The sequence below is a fragment of the Paenibacillus sp. FSL K6-0276 genome (assembly GCF_037977235.1).
Classification (GTDB): Bacteria; Bacillota; Bacilli; order Paenibacillales; family Paenibacillaceae; genus Paenibacillus_AQ.
The window spans coordinates 3,727,683-3,744,930 of record NZ_CP150276.1 but is presented as its reverse complement, the minus strand read 5'-3'; the positions used below and the strand labels follow the sequence as shown (position 1 = coordinate 3,744,930).

At 44.0% G+C, this 17,248-nt stretch carries 15 protein-coding genes; 14 read left to right on the top strand and 1 reads right to left on the bottom strand.

Features of this window, described 5'->3' with window-relative positions; genetic code table 11:
- Positions 1-77 precede the first annotated feature (77 nt).
- A complete protein-coding gene (locus MHH52_RS17605) occupies positions 78-2,729 on the top strand; it encodes a DNA translocase FtsK 4TM domain-containing protein (protein WP_340003819.1) in 2,652 nt (883 codons plus the stop codon).
- Positions 2,730-2,820: 91 nt separating this feature from the next.
- Here MHH52_RS17605 and MHH52_RS17600 read toward each other — a convergent pair whose 3' ends face one another.
- Positions 2,821-3,450: an ABC transporter substrate-binding protein gene (locus MHH52_RS17600; RefSeq protein ID WP_340009717.1), complete on the bottom strand. Its 630-nt coding sequence runs from the start codon at positions 3,448-3,450 to the stop codon at positions 2,821-2,823.
- A gap of 133 nt (positions 3,451-3,583) precedes the next feature.
- Between MHH52_RS17600 and sleB the strand changes: the two genes are divergently transcribed.
- The 13 genes from sleB to rny all read left to right on the top strand — a co-directional run bounded on the left by sleB (position 3,584) and on the right by rny (position 17,224).
- Positions 3,584-4,450 (top strand): spore cortex-lytic enzyme, encoded by an 867-nt coding sequence (gene sleB, locus MHH52_RS17595; protein WP_340003818.1) that lies wholly within the window; start codon positions 3,584-3,586, stop codon positions 4,448-4,450.
- Positions 4,451-4,641: 191 nt separating this feature from the next.
- Positions 4,642-5,865 (top strand): pitrilysin family protein, encoded by a 1,224-nt coding sequence (locus MHH52_RS17590; protein WP_340009715.1) that lies wholly within the window; start codon positions 4,642-4,644, stop codon positions 5,863-5,865.
- Between the two features lie 2 nt (positions 5,866-5,867).
- Positions 5,868-7,148 carry a pitrilysin family protein gene (locus MHH52_RS17585; protein ID WP_340003817.1) on the top strand — a complete coding sequence of 427 codons (1,281 nt, stop codon included), beginning with the start codon at positions 5,868-5,870 and terminating at the stop codon, positions 7,146-7,148.
- Between the two features lie 39 nt (positions 7,149-7,187).
- Complete coding sequence (gene fabG / locus MHH52_RS17580) at positions 7,188-7,916, top strand: 3-oxoacyl-ACP reductase FabG (RefSeq protein WP_340009713.1); 729 nt, start codon at positions 7,188-7,190, stop codon at positions 7,914-7,916.
- Positions 7,917-8,057: 141 nt separating this feature from the next.
- A complete protein-coding gene (locus MHH52_RS17575; protein ID WP_313639262.1) occupies positions 8,058-8,321 on the top strand; it encodes a DUF3243 domain-containing protein in 264 nt (87 codons plus the stop codon).
- A 177-nt stretch (positions 8,322-8,498) separates the two neighbouring features.
- Entirely contained in the window at positions 8,499-9,266 is a 768-nt protein-coding gene (locus tag MHH52_RS17570; RefSeq protein ID WP_313639261.1) for a DUF3388 domain-containing protein, read from the top strand.
- Positions 9,267-9,307: 41 nt separating this feature from the next.
- Positions 9,308-10,270, top strand: a complete 963-nt coding sequence (locus MHH52_RS17565; protein ID WP_340003816.1) for a RodZ domain-containing protein — start codon at positions 9,308-9,310, stop codon at positions 10,268-10,270.
- 265 nt (positions 10,271-10,535) lie between these two features.
- Complete coding sequence (locus tag MHH52_RS17560; protein ID WP_313639259.1) at positions 10,536-11,027, top strand: YajQ family cyclic di-GMP-binding protein; 492 nt, start codon at positions 10,536-10,538, stop codon at positions 11,025-11,027.
- Positions 11,028-11,180: 153 nt separating this feature from the next.
- Entirely contained in the window at positions 11,181-11,768 is a 588-nt protein-coding gene (gene pgsA / locus MHH52_RS17555) for a CDP-diacylglycerol--glycerol-3-phosphate 3-phosphatidyltransferase (RefSeq protein WP_313639258.1), read from the top strand.
- A 109-nt stretch (positions 11,769-11,877) separates the two neighbouring features.
- Positions 11,878-13,164, top strand: coding sequence for a competence/damage-inducible protein A (locus tag MHH52_RS17550; RefSeq protein WP_340003815.1), 1,287 nt, complete (start codon positions 11,878-11,880; stop codon positions 13,162-13,164).
- A 300-nt stretch (positions 13,165-13,464) separates the two neighbouring features.
- Complete coding sequence (gene recA / locus MHH52_RS17545; protein WP_313639256.1) at positions 13,465-14,526, top strand: recombinase RecA; 1,062 nt, start codon at positions 13,465-13,467, stop codon at positions 14,524-14,526.
- Between the two features lie 109 nt (positions 14,527-14,635).
- Positions 14,636-15,367, top strand: coding sequence for a RecX family transcriptional regulator (locus tag MHH52_RS17540; RefSeq protein ID WP_340003814.1), 732 nt, complete (start codon positions 14,636-14,638; stop codon positions 15,365-15,367).
- Positions 15,368-15,682: 315 nt separating this feature from the next.
- Positions 15,683-17,224, top strand: a complete 1,542-nt coding sequence (gene rny / locus MHH52_RS17535; RefSeq protein WP_042128807.1) for a ribonuclease Y — start codon at positions 15,683-15,685, stop codon at positions 17,222-17,224.
- Positions 17,225-17,248 lie beyond the last annotated feature (24 nt).

The window sequence follows — 17,248 nt, the reverse complement described above, 5'->3', positions numbered from 1 at the left end:
GATTCATTTTCTGACAAAAGAGAACATAGGTACGCCACGCCATTATATGGTATAATATTGTTCCGGGGGTGGCTGGCGTGGCTAAACGAAAAAAGAAAAAGAAAAAAGCGCTGCTCGGCAGCGTTTTAAAATATGAAATTTACGGAATTTTACTAATAACGATCTCCGTTATTGCTCTGTCCGGTGAAGCCGCGGTTGGGCGCTCACTTTCAAGTATGGCGGGTTATTTATTAGGGAGATTTTATTTTGTGTTGCCGCTTGTCGGCATTTTTTATGGTCTTATGGTTATGATACATCGAAGATGGCCTTCTTCTTGGAACAGTCGGCATACAGGCGTGCTTCTGCTTCTGCTGTCTATGTGCCTTATGAGCACTATTTCTGCAATGGAGCAGAAGCTTGGCCCGTTGTCCATGCTCCATCCAGGCAACGTGATGACACAAATACATAATGATCTTTCGGGATCTCTTTCACCTGGTGTTAACAATAGCAATGTCTACATGCTGGGTAAGGATATTAGTGGTGGATATGTCGGCGGATTGGAGTATGCTGCGCTGCTGTGGCTCTTTGGTAGTCTGGGAGCTAAGCTGCTCATGATCGTCATGCTTGCAATCAGCTTTATGTTAATTACAAACCTATCTTATGTGGAGATTATTACTCTTTTGCGAGTTCGTACGGTTAAGTTTGTGGAGGGGATTCGGCTCCATGCAGCAAATCGACCGAAGGCTGTCCCGGTAGCGGCGAGACCTTCCAGAACGACTGGATCATCAAGGGTGCGGCAAGTGCAACAGCCCGACGACGATGAAGATTATGTAGACGAGCAATCTTTGCCTAATCGCAAGCAACCCTTCCTTTTGAAAAAGATATCTGGATGGTTCTCGGGTTCAATACGTTCAGATGTTGGAGTTGATGAAGAAGATGAGGATCATGGTTCCATTTTGACAAGTGCTCCTAATGGGCCGATCATTTCGGGACTCGTAGCAGATAGTCGTATAACTCCGTTAGAAGATATTGATCATGATTTTGATGATGCTGATATGGATATGGAACCTGTGACTCCAATTATTCGCGACTTTTTTGAGCATATCCGCTCAGAAGGTCTGAATGCGGAGGATCGGGAGGAATGGAGTGAATTCTCTCCTGCGGCTCGTGGTGTTGCTGCCAAAACTCCTGTAGTTGGGGCTAATCCAGTTAGTCAACAGCCTTCAGATGATCTTGAGGAGAATGTGAACATAGACTTGGATGGGCTGCTAAGTGCCACTCCTGAAGGAGAGATAATCCCTGCTCCACCAGCACCACCTCCACCAAAGCCCTATAAGTTGCCATCTTTCCGTCTTCTAGCCAAACCTAACAACAGTGGTAAAGCTGGCGATCAGAATGATTATATGCAGACAGCCCGTAAGCTAGAAGCTACACTGGAGAGCTTCGGTGTAAGAGCGAAGGTGCTTGAAGTTGTTAGAGGACCAGCAGTTACTCGGTATGAGATTCAGCCGGATATTGGTGTTAAGGTTAGTCGGATTGTTAATCTGACGGATGACATTGCGCTTGCACTTGCAGCCAAAGATATTCGTATGGAAGCGCCAATTCCGGGTAAATCAGCCATTGGGATAGAGGTGCCGAATTCCGAAGTGTCTATTGTTACCATGCGTGAAGTTATGGAAACACAGATCTTTCAGGATGCTGAATCCAGATTATCTATTGCCTTTGGGCGTGATATTTCGGGACAGACGATTATCGGTAATTTAGCTAAGATGCCCCATCTGTTGGTGGCTGGTGCAACTGGTTCTGGTAAATCTGTGTGTATTAATGGGATTATAACGAGTATCTTATACAAAGCTAAACCTAATGAAGTCAAATTCCTTATGGTGGACCCGAAGATGGTGGAGCTGAATGTCTATAATGGGATTCCCCATCTCCTGGCTCCAGTCGTTACCGATCCGAAGCGGGCAAGTTTAGCTTTGAAGAAGATCGTTGTGGAAATGGAGAAAAGGTATGAACTCTTCTCCAAATCAGGAACGCGGAACATGGAAGGTTATAATAAGCTGATGGCAGAGAATCCAGCAGCTATACTTCCGTATATTGTTGTTATTGTGGACGAGCTTGCGGATTTGATGATGGTTGCTGCTAATGATGTTGAGGATGCTATTTGCCGGCTTGCACAGATGGCGCGGGCAGCAGGTATTCATCTAATTATCGCTACTCAACGTCCATCAGTAGATGTCATTACAGGTTTGATTAAGGCTAATATTCCATCTCGTATCGCTTTTGGTGTATCGTCCAATGTAGACTCTCGGACCATTCTGGATATGCCAGGTGCGGAGAAGCTGCTAGGTCGAGGGGACATGCTGTTCTTACCGATGGGAGCTTCTAAACCGATTCGTGTACAGGGTGCTTTTATGAGCGATGAGGAAGTTGAGACTATCGTTCAATATGTCAGCAGTCAAGGTGAAGCAGAATATGATGAGTCCATTGTGCCAGAGGTAGATGACACAATTACTGAGGATCAGGAACCGCAGGATGAATTATATGAGCAGGCCGTACAGATCGTGCTGGAAGCGAAGCAGGCTTCAGTCTCGCTACTCCAGCGCCGGATGAGGGTTGGTTACACCCGTGCAGCGCGTTTGATTGACTCTATGGAGGCCCGTGGGGTCATTGGGCCGTACGAGGGAAGCAAGCCGCGTGAGGTGCTCGTGTCTCTAGAGCAGTATCAGCATAACAAAATCAGTTCTTAAACTGGACAAGCCAATTCAAACCCTCAATAGACAGTAAAAAGAGATGGCCACTTTATTTAGTGGACCATCTCTTTTTATTATCTCAGCGGATTTATTTGACTCTTGGAGCGGCAAGCAAAGCTTCAACAATATAATCCAACTGCACATTAAGTGAATATATATCACTGTAATAACCTAATCCAAAATCAATTTCCATCAAACGACCTTCCTTCACGGCAGGGATATTGTTCCAAATTGGATTTTGGGTCAAATCAGCCATACCATCATAAGAGGAGCGGAATATATAATCACCGCTGTATTTGGCAAGGACTTCAAAGGATACGGATTCGCCATCAGCACCTGTCGCTGTATCTATTTTTTGTTGAATGATATCCGACGCTTTCATCCCTAAGTATTCATAAATGATTTGCGAACCACGTCCGAATTGCTTGCTCGCCACAACAGCCATACAATTGTCTTTTCCACCTTCCATGATGGAGATCGTGTGATTCACAGTATCAGCTTCCTGCAGCTTTTGTTTGCTTTCCTCTACTTTTTTGTGAAAATCAGTAAACAGATCTTTTACTTGATCCTCTTTGCCTACGATTTGTCCTATAAAGGACACCCGTTCTTCTGTTGTCATTTTTTCATATGGAACTAACACTGTAGGCGCAATTTGGTGAAGGGCTTCATAAGTTTCCTCTGAGGGTACGATGATAAGATCGGGATTAAGTGCAGTTATAGTTGATAATAATTCTCAATTATAATGGAAAGCTATTTCTTCTTTTTTAGTAATGCATAGGATGTACTGACAGTCGTCATAATAACTTTAGCCATCCATGCAGAACTTACAAAAGAAAGGTAGAGCGAACCCTATGAAGAAACAAAAGATGTGGATATTTGCTGCTTTAACTCTTGCACTTGCTGCCGCGCCGTTTGCAGGAACGTTTTTCAAGGGGAATGGCAATGTTCAGACCAAGCAAAGTGCTGCTGCGTCATTTGTCCACGAGTTAAATAAGCCTGATGAAGAAGCCTTGCCGGCTTTCAGCACGACACCCATTAAACTTGGGTCAACGGGTCAGGATGTCTATGAATTGCAGGGACGTTTAAAGCATTTGGGTTATTATGCCGGGAAAATAGACAGTCATTTTGGTCCGAAAACGAAGAATGCGGTAACCTGGTTTCAATGGAAATTCGGAATGAAGTCTGATGGCATTGTAGGTGCCAAAACCAAGCTGAAGTTGTATAACGCGACTAAGAACTGGAAGCCTACTGAGCCTTCTTCGGGAACGGGAAATAAGACAGCACAGAATAACACTAGCAATAAAACAAATACGACAGATAAATCGAATTCTCCAGGATTGTCTTCAGGTAATACGATGGGCTTATCGGAGAATGATCTGAAGATCATGGCCAATGCCGTGTATGGAGAAGCCAGAGGTGAGCCTTTCGAAGGTCAGGTTGCTGTGGCTGCGGTCATTTTAAACCGTGTAAAAGCACCTAGCTTCCCGAATACGCCGTCTGGCGTTATTTTTCAACCGGGAGCATTTACAGCTGTGGCCGATGGTCAGATCTATCTGGAGCCAAATGAGCAAGCACGTAAGGCAGTGCAGCAAGCGCTCAATGGTTGGGATCCTTCCGGAGGATGTTTGTATTACTTCAATCCTAAAACAGCGACCTCTAAATGGATTTGGACCCGTCCTCAGGTCAAGACGATTGGTCAGCATATTTTCTGTATGTAGAAAAGAAGGATAGAGAATTCAGAGAGCAACCGGGAAGAGGCTTCCGGTTGCTTCCTTACTTTGGAATGGTTTAGAATGGTTATTAATTCATAAACATGATATAGAGCAACTATCCACGCCGTAAAGGAGTTTTGGACTTGACTAATAATGTATTTCAACATGGCAACGTTGGAGGCTTGCGTATTCACGTGATGCCTACCAAGGCGTTCAAGACATACGCGATCTCACTTTATGCCGGTATCCCACTTGATGAGAATACGGTGACCTCTACAGCACTTGCTCCATTCGTGCTTCGCAGAGGTACCGCGACTTATCCGGAGACCACGCAATTCCGCGAGCGTTTGGAGGAACTGTACGGCGCTGGATTTGGGTTTGATATTTATAAAAGAGGCGATTATCAGATTGTTCAGTTCCGCATGGATACCATAAATGACTCTTTCGTACAAAGCCAGGAGAGTTTGCTTGAACAATCCTTTGCTTTCTTAGGTGAGGTGCTGACACGTCCATTGGTTGAAGACGGTAGCTTCCGACCTTCGTATGTTGCAACGGAGCGTGAAACAGTTCGCAAGAAGCTGGAGTCCATCGTTAATGACAAGATACGTTATGCTGCTGAACGTTGTATTGAGGAAATGTGCCGCAACGAGCCATACCGTCTTCACCCTCTGGGGCAAAGAGCGGATCTTGATCGCATTACCCCGAAAAGTTTGTATGAATCCTATAATTCTTGGCTGGATGAAGCCATTCTTGATCTCTATGTAGTGGGAGACACAACAGCTGAGGAAGTAGAAAAGCTGGTACAGCTTCATTTCGGTCGGGTTCAGTCCGAGGTGGGCTTATATAGCTCTAAGTTTATACCTGTATCCGTTAATGAGGTGCGGACGGTAGAAGAGAAGCTGGATGTCAATCAGGGCAAGTTGAACATGGGGCTGCGTACCTCTATTACTTATAAGGATGATACATACGCGTCCGCGCTTATGTACAACGGCATATTAGGAGGGTATCCACACTCTAAACTTTTCGTTAACGTACGTGAGAAGGAAAGCCTTGCATATTATGCTTCGTCTCGATATGACGGTCACAAGGGCATCGGAACGATTCAATCAGGCATCGAAGCGCAAAATTACGGCAAAGCCGTGGAAATTATTGAGAAGCAACTGGAAGAGATGAAAGCTGGCGACATCAGTGACTTGGAGCTAAGTCAGACCAAAGCCATGATCCGCAACCAGCTTTCCGAAATTCAGGATTCTGCGTTCGAGATGATCTCATTTGATTTCAACCGCCAGTTGTCAGGAAAAGAACGGACAGCGGATCAGCTTTTGCAACAGGTGGAACAAATTAGTGCTGAAGATGTAAAAGCCGCCGCCGAAACCGTTCAGTTGGATACGATTTATTTCTTGACAGGGAAGGAGGAATAACGATGGAACAGATTCATTACGATAGACTTCAAGAGACCATTTATCATGAGGTTATGGATAACGGGCTTCAGGTATATGTGCTGCCGAAACCAACATTCAAAAAAACCTATGCTACATTTGCTACTAAATACGGTTCCGTTGACAACCATTTTCATGTCGCAGGTGGAGAAGAGACCACTGTTCCTGATGGAATAGCTCACTTTTTAGAGCACAAGATGTTCGAAGAGCCGGAAGGAGATATTTTTGCTACCTTTGCTTCAAATGGTGCCTCGGCCAATGCCTTTACAAGCTTTGACCAGACGGTGTATCTTTTCTCAGCAACAGAGAATATAGAGACCAACCTTAGTACGCTCGTTGATTTTGTTCAGCGACCTTATTTTACAGACGAGAATGTTGAAAAGGAAAAAGGGATCATTGGTCAAGAAATCAATATGTATGCTGATAATCCGGACTGGCGCGTGTATTTTGGCCATATTGAAGCGATGTATTCGAAGCATCCTGTTCGGATTGACATTGCTGGTACGGTAGAATCGATTAGTACGATCACGAAGGAAACGCTGTACACTTGCTATAACGCTTTTTATCATCCTAGTAATATGCTGTTGTTCGTGGTTGGTGGTGTGGACCCGGAGAAGGTGTTCTCCTTGATTCGCAGTAACCAGAACGGAAAAACTTACGATAAGCAGGGTGAAATCAAACGTATTTTTGAGGATGAACCAGAACAAGTCGCTTCAAAACGCCTAGAAAGTAAACTTGCCGTCTCGATGCCAAAGATCATGTTTGGTTTCAAGGAAAAGGTAGATGGTCTAACTGGTGAAGCTGCTCTGAAACGCGACCTGACAACCAAGCTAATGCTTGATTTGTTGGTAGGTAGTAGCACTGCTTTGTATCAAAAACTATATGATGAGGAATTGATCTCAGACAGCTTTGGACATGAGTTTAATAGTTCTCCGCAGTATGCTTTTTCTGCAATGGGTGGGGACACTAAGGACCCGGATTTGCTTTTAAAACGAATTAAAGAGGAAATAGATCTGATCTTAAACTCTGGCTTTGCTGAGAAGGATTTCGAACGGGCACGGAAAAAGAAAATAGGCGGATACTTACGCATGCTGAACTCCCCTGAAAGTATCGCACATGAATTTACTCGTTACCAATTCCGCGGTGGTGACCTGTTTGAAGTTCTGCCTATTTACGAATCGATTACTTTAGCCGAAGTGAACGAGCGTTTACATGCCCATGTAGATTGGGAGCAGCTGGCTGTTTCGCTAGTGGTGAGTCCTTAGGTGGCACTTTTGGGAGAGAGTAGCAAACCATTAGGTGAAATGACGGTCCTTGTGACAGGGGGCAGCGGCGGGATCGGCGGGGCCATTGCAGAGCGGTTTGCCTCTGTAGGGATGAATATTGTTATTCATTACAAGCACTCACATGAAGCTGCTAATGATGTCGCTCGGCGTTGTATGGCCCTTGGAGCTAAGGTGATGACAGTAAATGCGGATATGAAGGATCGCAGTCAGATTGTACGTATGGCTGAAAAGCTTGAGAGTAATGGGATGCAGCCGGATATCCTTGTCAATAATGCCGGTAAATCGCATTACGGAATGCTGGCTGATGTGACCGAAGAAGAATGGGATGATATTATGTCCATTAACTTGAAGGGAACCTTTATGTGCAGTCAGATTTTTATGCCTTACATGGTGTCTCAGCGATACGGTCGAATCATCAACGTTTCTTCCGTATGGGGAATAACCGGAGCTTCTTGCGAGGTAGCATATTCGGCCAGTAAAGGTGGAGTGAATGCCTTTACAAAGGCTTTAGCCAAAGAGCTGGCTCCATCAGGCGTAACCGTTAACGCGGTAGCTCCAGGAGCGGTTAATACGAACATGTTGTCCAATTTACAAGCGGATGAAGTCCGTATGCTAGAGGATGAAATTCCAGCAGGACGTTTGGCTACTCCTAATGAAATATCTTCACTAATTTATTTTTTGGCTTTGCCTGAATCCGGGTATATTACTGGCCAAATTATTAGTCCGAACGGTGGATGGATTACTTGATGATTATGTTGATTGGAGAAAAGCTCCAGCATAAGAACTTAGCGTCTGAGACATATTATAAGTGTTGTTTTTAAATCTCACGTAAGGCGGCTTACAGCCTGTATGCAGGTGTTTGACCGTAACCATGAAGGAGGATTTAAGATGACACCAGACGCAAGCATACTCAAAAATTTCGACAGCTGGAAGAAGTTTTTAGGCAATCGGGTCGTACAGGCGGAGAAACTTGGGATGAGTGAAGACACGATCTCAAAGCTGGCTTTTGAAATCGGGGAATTTCTCGATCAAAAAGTTGATCCAGCAAACTCTCAAAACCGGGCGATTAAAGAGCTATGGGATGTCGGCAACGATGAAGAAAAGCAGACGATTGCTAAACTCATGGTCAGGCTGGCGAAAAACAACGCCTAAGCTTGCGGAAAAGCTCCCCTTGTGGGAGCTTTTCTGCAATTATTACAGGACTGACCTTGCCTTTCATTTTTATTTTATATATCATTAACATGACCCGTGTTTCAGACCGCTTTGTCTGAACGGCATTTTTTTGATGTATATCAAAGTGCAGGGAAAAGGAATCTATGAGGTGTACAAGTGGAATATAAACAATGGTATATGGAATACAAGATTCACAAGAACAGACCCGGTCTGCTTGGTGATATCGCTTCAATGTTAGGGATGCTAGAAGTCAACATTCTGACGATTAATGGCGTTGAAGGAAAAACTCGCGGAATGTTGCTGGAGACTAATGATGATGACAAAATAATGCTAATGGGCGAAATGCTCAAGAAAGTTGATAATATTACAGTTTCAGCTCTGCGGTCACCAAGACTTGTAGACAAGCTGGCTGTGCGCCATGGGCGATATATTGAACGGGATTCAGATGATCGGAAGACGTTTCGGTTTACCCGGGATGAGCTTGGTCTATTGGTCGATTTTCTCGGGGAACTGTTTAAAAAAGATGGAAATCAGGTAATAGGACTTCGAGGTATGCCCCGTGTAGGAAAGACGGAATCAATTATTGCTGGCAGTGTCTGCGCGATGAAGCGGTGGACATTTGTCTCTTCGACACTATTACGTCAGACGGTACGCAGTCAATTGGCAGAAGATGAGATGAATCCACATAATGTATTTATTATTGATGGTATAGTTAGTACAATTCGCTCTAATGAAAAGCATTATAATTTATTACAAAATGTTATGAGCATGCCAAGTACGAAAGTTATTGAGCATCCAGATATTTTCGTGCGGGAATCTGAGTACAGTTATGATGATTTTGATATTATTATCGAGCTTCGCAATAATCCAAATGAAGAAATATTGTACGAGTCATTCACGACGAGCTACAGTGATGATCTATAGAACACAAATGATGATTCATGAAACTTACAGGAGGTGATGGTATGTCGGAACTGGGCCGGCAATTGAAAGAGGCGCGTCTGCAAAAAGGGATGAGTCTTGACGATGTCCAGGAAGTAACGAAAATTCGCAAAAAGTATTTGGAAGCCATCGAGTCTGGAGACTATAAGGTGCTTCCAGGAAGTTTTTATGTTAGGGCGTTTATCAAAACGTACGCAGAGGCAGTAGGTATTAGTCCTGACGAACTGCTCGAGGAGCATGGAAATGTACCTGCACCTCCCGCAGATACGGCCATGGAGACGGTGATTCAAAAACGCAGCCGTAGACCAGAAACAGAACGGAATGCAAAATGGCTGCCAACGGTGCTAATGTGGACATTCCCAATATTGATTATTGTTGTGATTTACATTTATGCTTCTAGTTTGAACAAACCGGATCCTGCTCAGATTGATCAGACGAATCTGACGAATGAACAGCAGGACCCTACGACAGCACAAACATCCCCACCAGCTTCGGGAGGAGGAGTTGTGGCGCCAACTTCTTCGGCAGGTGAAGAGGCAACAACTGAGCCTACTGCAGAACCTACGCCAGTACCGACACCAACGCCTTCCCCGCAATCCATTACAGTTACACCGGATGGGAAGTCAGGTAAAACAACAAAATTCAAGGTTTCAGCTCCGTCTGGAAGCGAAGTTAAGGTTGAGATTTCTGCTACTGGGGTAAGCTGGCTTGAGGTATATAAAGGTGAGAACTCTAAAGGTGAGAAACTCTCATTTGGTAATACAGCGGCAGGAGATCGTATGAGCTTTGTTCTTGGAAGTGAAGGAATCTATATAAAATCTGGTTATTCACCAGCTACTGAGATTACTGTCAATGGACAAGTGCTTACAGATGAAAAGACTTCTTCCCGACTACTGCTTAAACTGGATGATGGCACTGGAAGTAAAGCCACTCAGAATGAAGGAACCACTGATACTGCCGGCCAGACTAATGGAACAGGCCAATAAGAAATACGGGGCATAGACTTTGGCTTTGCGGAGATCATAAGATTGTTTCCAGTGCTTAGCCAAAGTGAGGTGTACATTCTTATGATCGTTAGTTGGATTGTAGCTGGACTAGGGGTTATGATGAACAGAACTCATTTCGAAGGAAAAGCTCCACTTTGTGGGGCTGTTTTCTGTGTCGGGTGAGGTACATATTATCCAAAATTAGACTTAAGGGTACCATTCTTTTATAATAGTAGCAGACTAAAAGTACAAAGGACGTGGAATTATGAGTTCAGAAAGTTCATTTGATATTATATCTAAAATGGATATGCAGGAATTAACTAATGCTATCCACCAAACTGAGAAAGAAATTGACAACCGCTTTGACTTTAAGAACAGTAAAAGCAGTCTGAAGCTGGAGAAGGACGCACTTATTATCGCCTCTGAGGACGAATATAAGTTAAATGCTGTTATTGATATTTTACAATCGAAGATGGTGAAAAGAGGCATCACGCTGAAGAACTTGGACTTCGGAAAAGTAGAGCCAGCATCCCTGGGAAGTGTTCGTCAGCGCTTAGGACTTAAGCAAGGGATTGATCAGGAGAATGCGAAAAAGATTAATATCCTGATTCGTGACTCAAAATTGAAGGTGAAGAGCCAGATCCAAGGAGATCAGATCCGCGTAACCGGTAAGAGTCGCGACGATTTGCAGCAAATTATCCAGATTTTGCGTAAAGCTGATTTGCCGCTGGACCTGCAGTTCAACAACTTAAAATAGAATTTTGTACCCCGCAGTGCTCATCAGCACCATTATGCGGGGTGCTTTGTATTTTTTTTGACACTTATTTATAGCTATAATATACTTGCTTAAGTAGAAATAGATGAGCCTGACTCAGGCAATTTGTATGTACGATTTAGGGGAGGAACTTCAGTGAATTTGCCCAACCGCATCACGCTAGCACGTATTTGCCTGATCCCGATTATGATGTTTTTTTTACTGGTGGATTTCAATTTTTATCCAGAACCGATACATTGGGGCTCGTTTCAGCTATCTGTTAATCATTTGGTAGCCGCTGTGATCTTTTTGCTTGCAGCCAGCACGGATGGAATAGACGGCTACATAGCTAGGAAATATAATATGGTCACCAATCTCGGTAAACTCCTTGATCCGCTAGCGGACAAGCTGTTAGTTTCCGCAGTTCTGATTTCACTCGTGGAACTGGGCAGATGCGATTCATGGATCGCAATTGTTATCATTAGTCGTGAGTTTGCAGTAACCGGGCTTCGCCAGATAGCACTGTTAGAGGGAAAAGTGGTTGCCGCCAGTAAATGGGGTAAGATAAAGACGGTTGTACAAATTGTAGCGATCTCACTGCTGTTGTTGAACAATTTCCCGTTTCAATTCGTCAGTATTCCTGTAGACGATATTGCCATTTGGGCCGCAGCCTTGATCACTATTTACTCTGGGGTTGATTATTTTGTGAAGAATAAGGATCTGTTACAGCTGCATAATGCTTAAGTATTTTAGGTATCCATATATAGGAGAGGTAATAGGTGAAGTACCTATTACCTTTTTTAAACCCTAAAAGCAGTGTGTCTACATTATAACGAGGAGGCGAAAGTCAGGTATGAAAGCGGAGATTATTGCAGTAGGCACGGAGCTTTTGCTCGGTCAAATCGTGAATAGTAATGCCCAGTTTTTGTCTATAGAGCTAGCTGCTATTGGGATCGATGTATATTTTCAAACCGTAGTTGGTGATAACAGTAGTCGCCTGCAGCAAGCCATCGAGATCGCTCAAAGTAGAGCTGATGTTATCATTTTTACAGGTGGAATTGGTCCGACAGAGGATGACCTTACGAAAGACGCACTGGCTGCTGCTTTAGGTCGAACGCTCCATATAGATCGTTTGGCAATGGATCATGTGCAACGTTTCTTTGATGATCGAAAGATCGTAATGACGGAGAATAATCGTAAACAGGCACTTATAATTGAAGGAACAACACCTTTGCCAAATGAGATCGGTCTTGCTGTTGGCATTGCTTTTGAACATGAAAAGAAATATTATATTGTGCTTCCTGGTCCGCCTCGTGAGATGAAGCCGATGTTCGTAGATAATGCTGTACCGTGGCTTCAGCAGCACGCACTGACGACCGAAATGCCACTTTATTCTAAAATGCTTAAATTTGCTGGTATCGGAGAATCGCTGCTTGAGGATAAGCTCATTGATCTTATTCATAGTCAGACGGATCCAACAATAGCTCCATATGCTAAAGAGGGAGAGGTAACCGTCCGTATTTCGACAAAAGCGCCTTCCGAGCATGAAGCTTTCAAAAAGCTGGAGGTTCTGGAGAAACAAATCAAAGAGATTTTACCAGATCATTTGTATGCGAATATTGATGTGCCACTGGAGCAATTGATTGTGGATTGGATGGCGGATGCAGGTCTGACTTTAAGTGCGGCTGAGAGTTGCACCGGAGGTTTGCTGATGGAGAGTATAACCAACATCCCAGGCAGTGCTTCAATGTTTGCAGGAGGAATCGTCTGTTATTCGAACGACTTAAAGAAAAAACTTCTGAATGTGCCAAGTGCCTTTTTGGAGGGACCAGATGCTCCTGGGGCGGTTAGTCGTGAAGTTGCCGAGGTATTAGCTGATCAGGTGAGAATGATCGCGGACAGCGATTTCGGTTTATCTGTAACAGGTGTAGCAGGACCAGGGTATTCTGAACGTAAACCAGTTGGACTTGTATTTATTGGCCTAGCTGAACGGGGGCGTAAGACAGAGGTATATGAGCTTAATCTTAAAGGTACACGTGAAAATATCCGACTACGTACTGTTAAAGCTCTGCTGTATCGATTATGGCGCAGACTTGAGGAACGCAAGGTGGAGACACCTCTTGAGGGTTCAGACTTGTAATGGGAGATTAGCCCAGTTATAATTGAAACATACGGAAGAACCGTGGCACTGAGATTTCTTTGCTGCGGTTTTTTGTATATCTGCAGAGATTTTGATCACTATTTTCGGTTATGATCATAAGTCGTTGATGTCCGGTGAAGTGAAGAAATTAGTTAACTTCTATATCCGGAGGGAGGCTTACAATAAAAGGGATAATTAACGTCGAAGACAAAAAAAACGAATGTATGTTCGAAAAAAAGCTTGGCAAGACCTCAAAAACACGTTATTATATTATTATAAACAGTGAAGGAAGTGGTCTGATTGTCAGATCGTCGTGCAGCGCTTGATATGGCGCTTCGTCAAATAGAAAAACAATTTGGTAAAGGTTCGATCATGAAACTGGGAGAATCCACTCATATGCAAGTGGAAGTTGTACCTAGCGGATCTTTGGCACTTGATATTGCGTTAGGTATAGGCGGACTTCCAAAGGGACGTATTATTGAAGTGTACGGACCAGAATCCTCCGGTAAAACAACTGTTGCTCTTCATGCTATTGCAGAAGTGCAAAAACATGGAGGACAAGCCGCATTTATCGATGCTGAGCATGCGCTCGATCCGAAGTATGCACGTAACTTGGGCGTAAACATCGACGAATTGTTGCTTTCCCAACCGGATACGGGTGAACAGGCACTTGAGATTGCTGAAGCACTTGTTCGTAGTGGCGCTGTAGACATTATTGTCGTTGACTCCGTTGCCGCTTTGGTTCCTAAAGCCGAAATTGAAGGCGATATGGGTGACTCTCACGTCGGGTTGCAGGCTCGCTTGATGTCTCAAGCGCTTCGGAAGCTATCAGGTGCCATTAGCAAATCGAATACGATTGCTATCTTTATTAACCAGCTTCGTGAGAAAATTGGTGTTATGTTCGGTAACCCTGAGACAACTCCGGGTGGTCGGGCGCTGAAATTCTACTCTTCCGTACGGTTGGATGTACGTCGTGTCGAAAGTATTAAAATGGGTAACGACGTCGTAGGTAACCGCACAAAGATCAAGATTGTGAAGAATAAGGTAGCACCTCCATTTAAGCAAGCAGATGTTGATATCATGTATGGTGAAGGGATTTCCAGAGAAGGAAGTCTTGTAGATATCGGTACTGAAATGGACATCGTGAATAAGAGCGGTGCATGGTATTCCTATGAGGGCGAACGTCTGGGTCAAGGACGTGAGAATGCCAAACAGTTTTTGAAGGAACATCAAGATATTGCACTCATCATTGAGAACAAGATCCGTGAAGCAAGTAATTTGTCCACTATTGTTGCTGCACCGAATGAAGCAGAACTCATTGCAGAACAAGAAGAAGAAAAGCTGCTTCTCGAAATAGAATAATTTATTAAGAAATAGGACGCCCTGTGATTGATTGTTGCAGGGTGTCTTTTCTTAAAAGTGCAATGAATGAAAGAACACAACTGATATAGCTACGAGGTGACAAGCCACTATGGTAATACAACTGGATATGGATTTTGAATCTGAAGCGCAGGACGAACAGGTCCTATCTGATTTTCCTGATGGTGAACTTTTAGAAATTACTAAGGTAGAGCGTCAGAAGAAATCGGACCACCGTTATATCATACATTTCGGAGCCTATAACATGACTGTACACGAAGACGTCATGATTAAATATCGGATGATTACTGGAAATTCTTTTATGAAGGCTGATTTGGAGGAAATTGTTGTAGCTGATGAGCGTCAACGAGCTTATGTAGAAGGGCTTCGTTATCTAGAACGAAAGCCACGAACCGCTATGGAAATGACTCGCCGTTTACGTCAGAAGGAAATAGGGGAGACTATTATTGCGGAAGTGGTGCAACGGCTACAGCAGGAAAGATTTCTTGATGACCCCTTGTATGCTAAGCAGTGGGCGGAGCAACGCATTACGAACCAGCGAAAGGGGAAAATGTGGATCCGCCAAGAGCTACGTGAGAAAGGAATCGACAAAACCTTGATCTCGGAAGCACTGGAGAATGTTAGTCCTGAACAAGAACTAGAGAGTGCACTTCAGACTGGACGTAAGAAATGGAATCTCATCCGTGGTGAAGCCACAGATAAACGAAGAAAGACTGGAGCCTTCTTAATGCGGCGTGGATTTTCGGGCGATATGGTGCGACAAGTGATCAATACTTTACTTGAGGAAGACAATTATGAGGGTGAAGATGAGGAATTTTACTAGACTCACTGATTCTCTTGACATTAATGCGCATATCGACTCTCTTGACAATGTCTTTTTATAAATAATAAAATATAACATGAGTCGGCATAAAGTAAGAATCCTTTTTCCTTCCCAAAAAGGAGACTTTTTAAACGGTTCGCGTACAACTCATATGAAATGTAATCGCCGGATAAGGCGGGCAGTGTGCATGTGCAGCATGTGCAGTATGGCAATCGGTTATTTACCGGTTTTTTGTATGGTGATGAACGGATAGTTTAACAACTGCACAATTCCCAGGGATATACCTTGGAGAGGAACCAACGAGGAGGTGAACAGATGCAAGCATGGATCTGGGTCATTATCGTTCTCGTTGTAGCTGCATTATTCTTTGGGTTCGGTTATTTTATTCGTAAATCCCTTGCAGAAGCTAAAATTCAAAGCGCAGAAAGAGAAGCCGTAGTCATCGTGGAGAACGCGAAGAAAGACGCAGAGGCGCTGAAGAAAGAAACGGTATTGGAAGCTAAGGACGAAGTCCATAGAATCCGTACTGAAGCTGAGAAAGAAACTCGTGAACGTCGGAATGAAATCCAACGGCAAGAGAGACGTTTGCTGCAAAAGGAAGAATCTCTGGATAAAAAAATGGAATCGCTTGAAAGAAAAGAAGAACAAGTAGCTAACAAAGAGAAACGAATTGATGAAACCCAACAGCAAATTGATGTTATTTACAAAAACCAAGTCACTGAATTGGAACGTATTTCCAATTTGAGCATCGAAGATGCAAGAAGTATTATTCTTAGCAATGTTGAGCAAGAAGTTCGCCATGAAACGGCTCAAATGATCAAAGAAATTGAACAGCAGGCGAAAGAGGAAGCGGATAAGAAATCCCGCGAAATCATCACACTCGCTATCCAACGCTGTGCAGCTGATCACGTAGCGGAAACAACGGTTTCAGTTGTTACGTTACCGAACGAAGAGATGAAAGGTCGGATTATCGGTCGTGAAGGCCGTAATATTCGTGCATTGGAAACTCTTACAGGTATCGACCTCATTATTGATGATACGCCGGAAGCAGTTATTTTGTCGGGATTTGATCCAATCCGCCGTGAAGTGGCCCGTACGGCACTTGAGAAGCTAGTGGCTGATGGACGTATCCATCCCGCTCGGATTGAAGAGATGGTGGAGAAATCCCGCAAAGAAGTGGACGAACGGATTCGCGAATATGGTGAGCAAGCTACTTTCGAAGTGGGTGTTCACGGATTGCATCCAGATTTGATCAAGATTCTGGGTCGTCTGAAATTCCGTACGAGCTATGGTCAAAATGTATTGAAGCACTCCATGGAGGTTGCTTATTTAACTGGACTGATGGCCGGTGAGCTTGGGGAAGACATCGTGCTTGCAAAACGTGCAGGATTGCTCCATGATATCGGCAAAGCGCTGGATCATGAAGTAGAAGGATCGCACGTTGAGATCGGCGTTGAACTAGCGAAGAAATATAAGGAACATCCGGTTGTTATCAACAGTATCGCGTCTCATCATGGAGATTGCGAAGCTACCTCGGTTATTGCTATGTTGGTTGGTGCAGCTGATGCATTGTCGGCAGCAAGACCTGGCGCTCGCCGTGAAACACTGGAAACGTATATTAAACGTCTAGAAAAACTGGAAGAAATCTCAGAGTCGTTCGAAGGCGTTGAGAAATCATTTGCTATTCAGGCGGGCCGTGAGGTACGCGTGATGGTACAGCCAGAGAAGATTGACGATGCAGAGGCATTCCGTCTTGCTCGCGATATTACGAAAATGATTGAAAGTGAACTGGATTATCCAGGACATATCAAAGTTACCGTTATTCGTGAGACACGGGCTGTTGAATACGCTAAATAGGTGGAATATAAGGTTAAGGGATAA

What these genes read in the sequence shown, in the direction of transcription:
- sleB (WP_340003818.1), top strand. Translation starts at nt 3,584, where the DNA reads ATGAAGAAACAAAAGATGTGGATATTTGCTGCTTTAACTCTTGCACTT.
- MHH52_RS17590 (WP_340009715.1), top strand. Translation starts at nt 4,642, where the DNA reads ATGCCTACCAAGGCGTTCAAGACATACGCGATCTCACTTTATGCCGGT.
- MHH52_RS17585 (WP_340003817.1), top strand. Translation starts at nt 5,868, where the DNA reads ATGGAACAGATTCATTACGATAGACTTCAAGAGACCATTTATCATGAG.
- fabG (WP_340009713.1), top strand. Translation starts at nt 7,188, where the DNA reads ATGACGGTCCTTGTGACAGGGGGCAGCGGCGGGATCGGCGGGGCCATT.
- MHH52_RS17575 (WP_313639262.1), top strand. Translation starts at nt 8,058, where the DNA reads ATGACACCAGACGCAAGCATACTCAAAAATTTCGACAGCTGGAAGAAG.
- MHH52_RS17565 (WP_340003816.1), top strand. Translation starts at nt 9,308, where the DNA reads ATGTCGGAACTGGGCCGGCAATTGAAAGAGGCGCGTCTGCAAAAAGGG.
- MHH52_RS17560 (WP_313639259.1), top strand. Translation starts at nt 10,536, where the DNA reads ATGAGTTCAGAAAGTTCATTTGATATTATATCTAAAATGGATATGCAG.
- MHH52_RS17550 (WP_340003815.1), top strand. Translation starts at nt 11,878, where the DNA reads ATGAAAGCGGAGATTATTGCAGTAGGCACGGAGCTTTTGCTCGGTCAA.
- MHH52_RS17540 (WP_340003814.1), top strand. Translation starts at nt 14,636, where the DNA reads ATGGTAATACAACTGGATATGGATTTTGAATCTGAAGCGCAGGACGAA.
- rny (WP_042128807.1), top strand. Translation starts at nt 15,683, where the DNA reads ATGCAAGCATGGATCTGGGTCATTATCGTTCTCGTTGTAGCTGCATTA.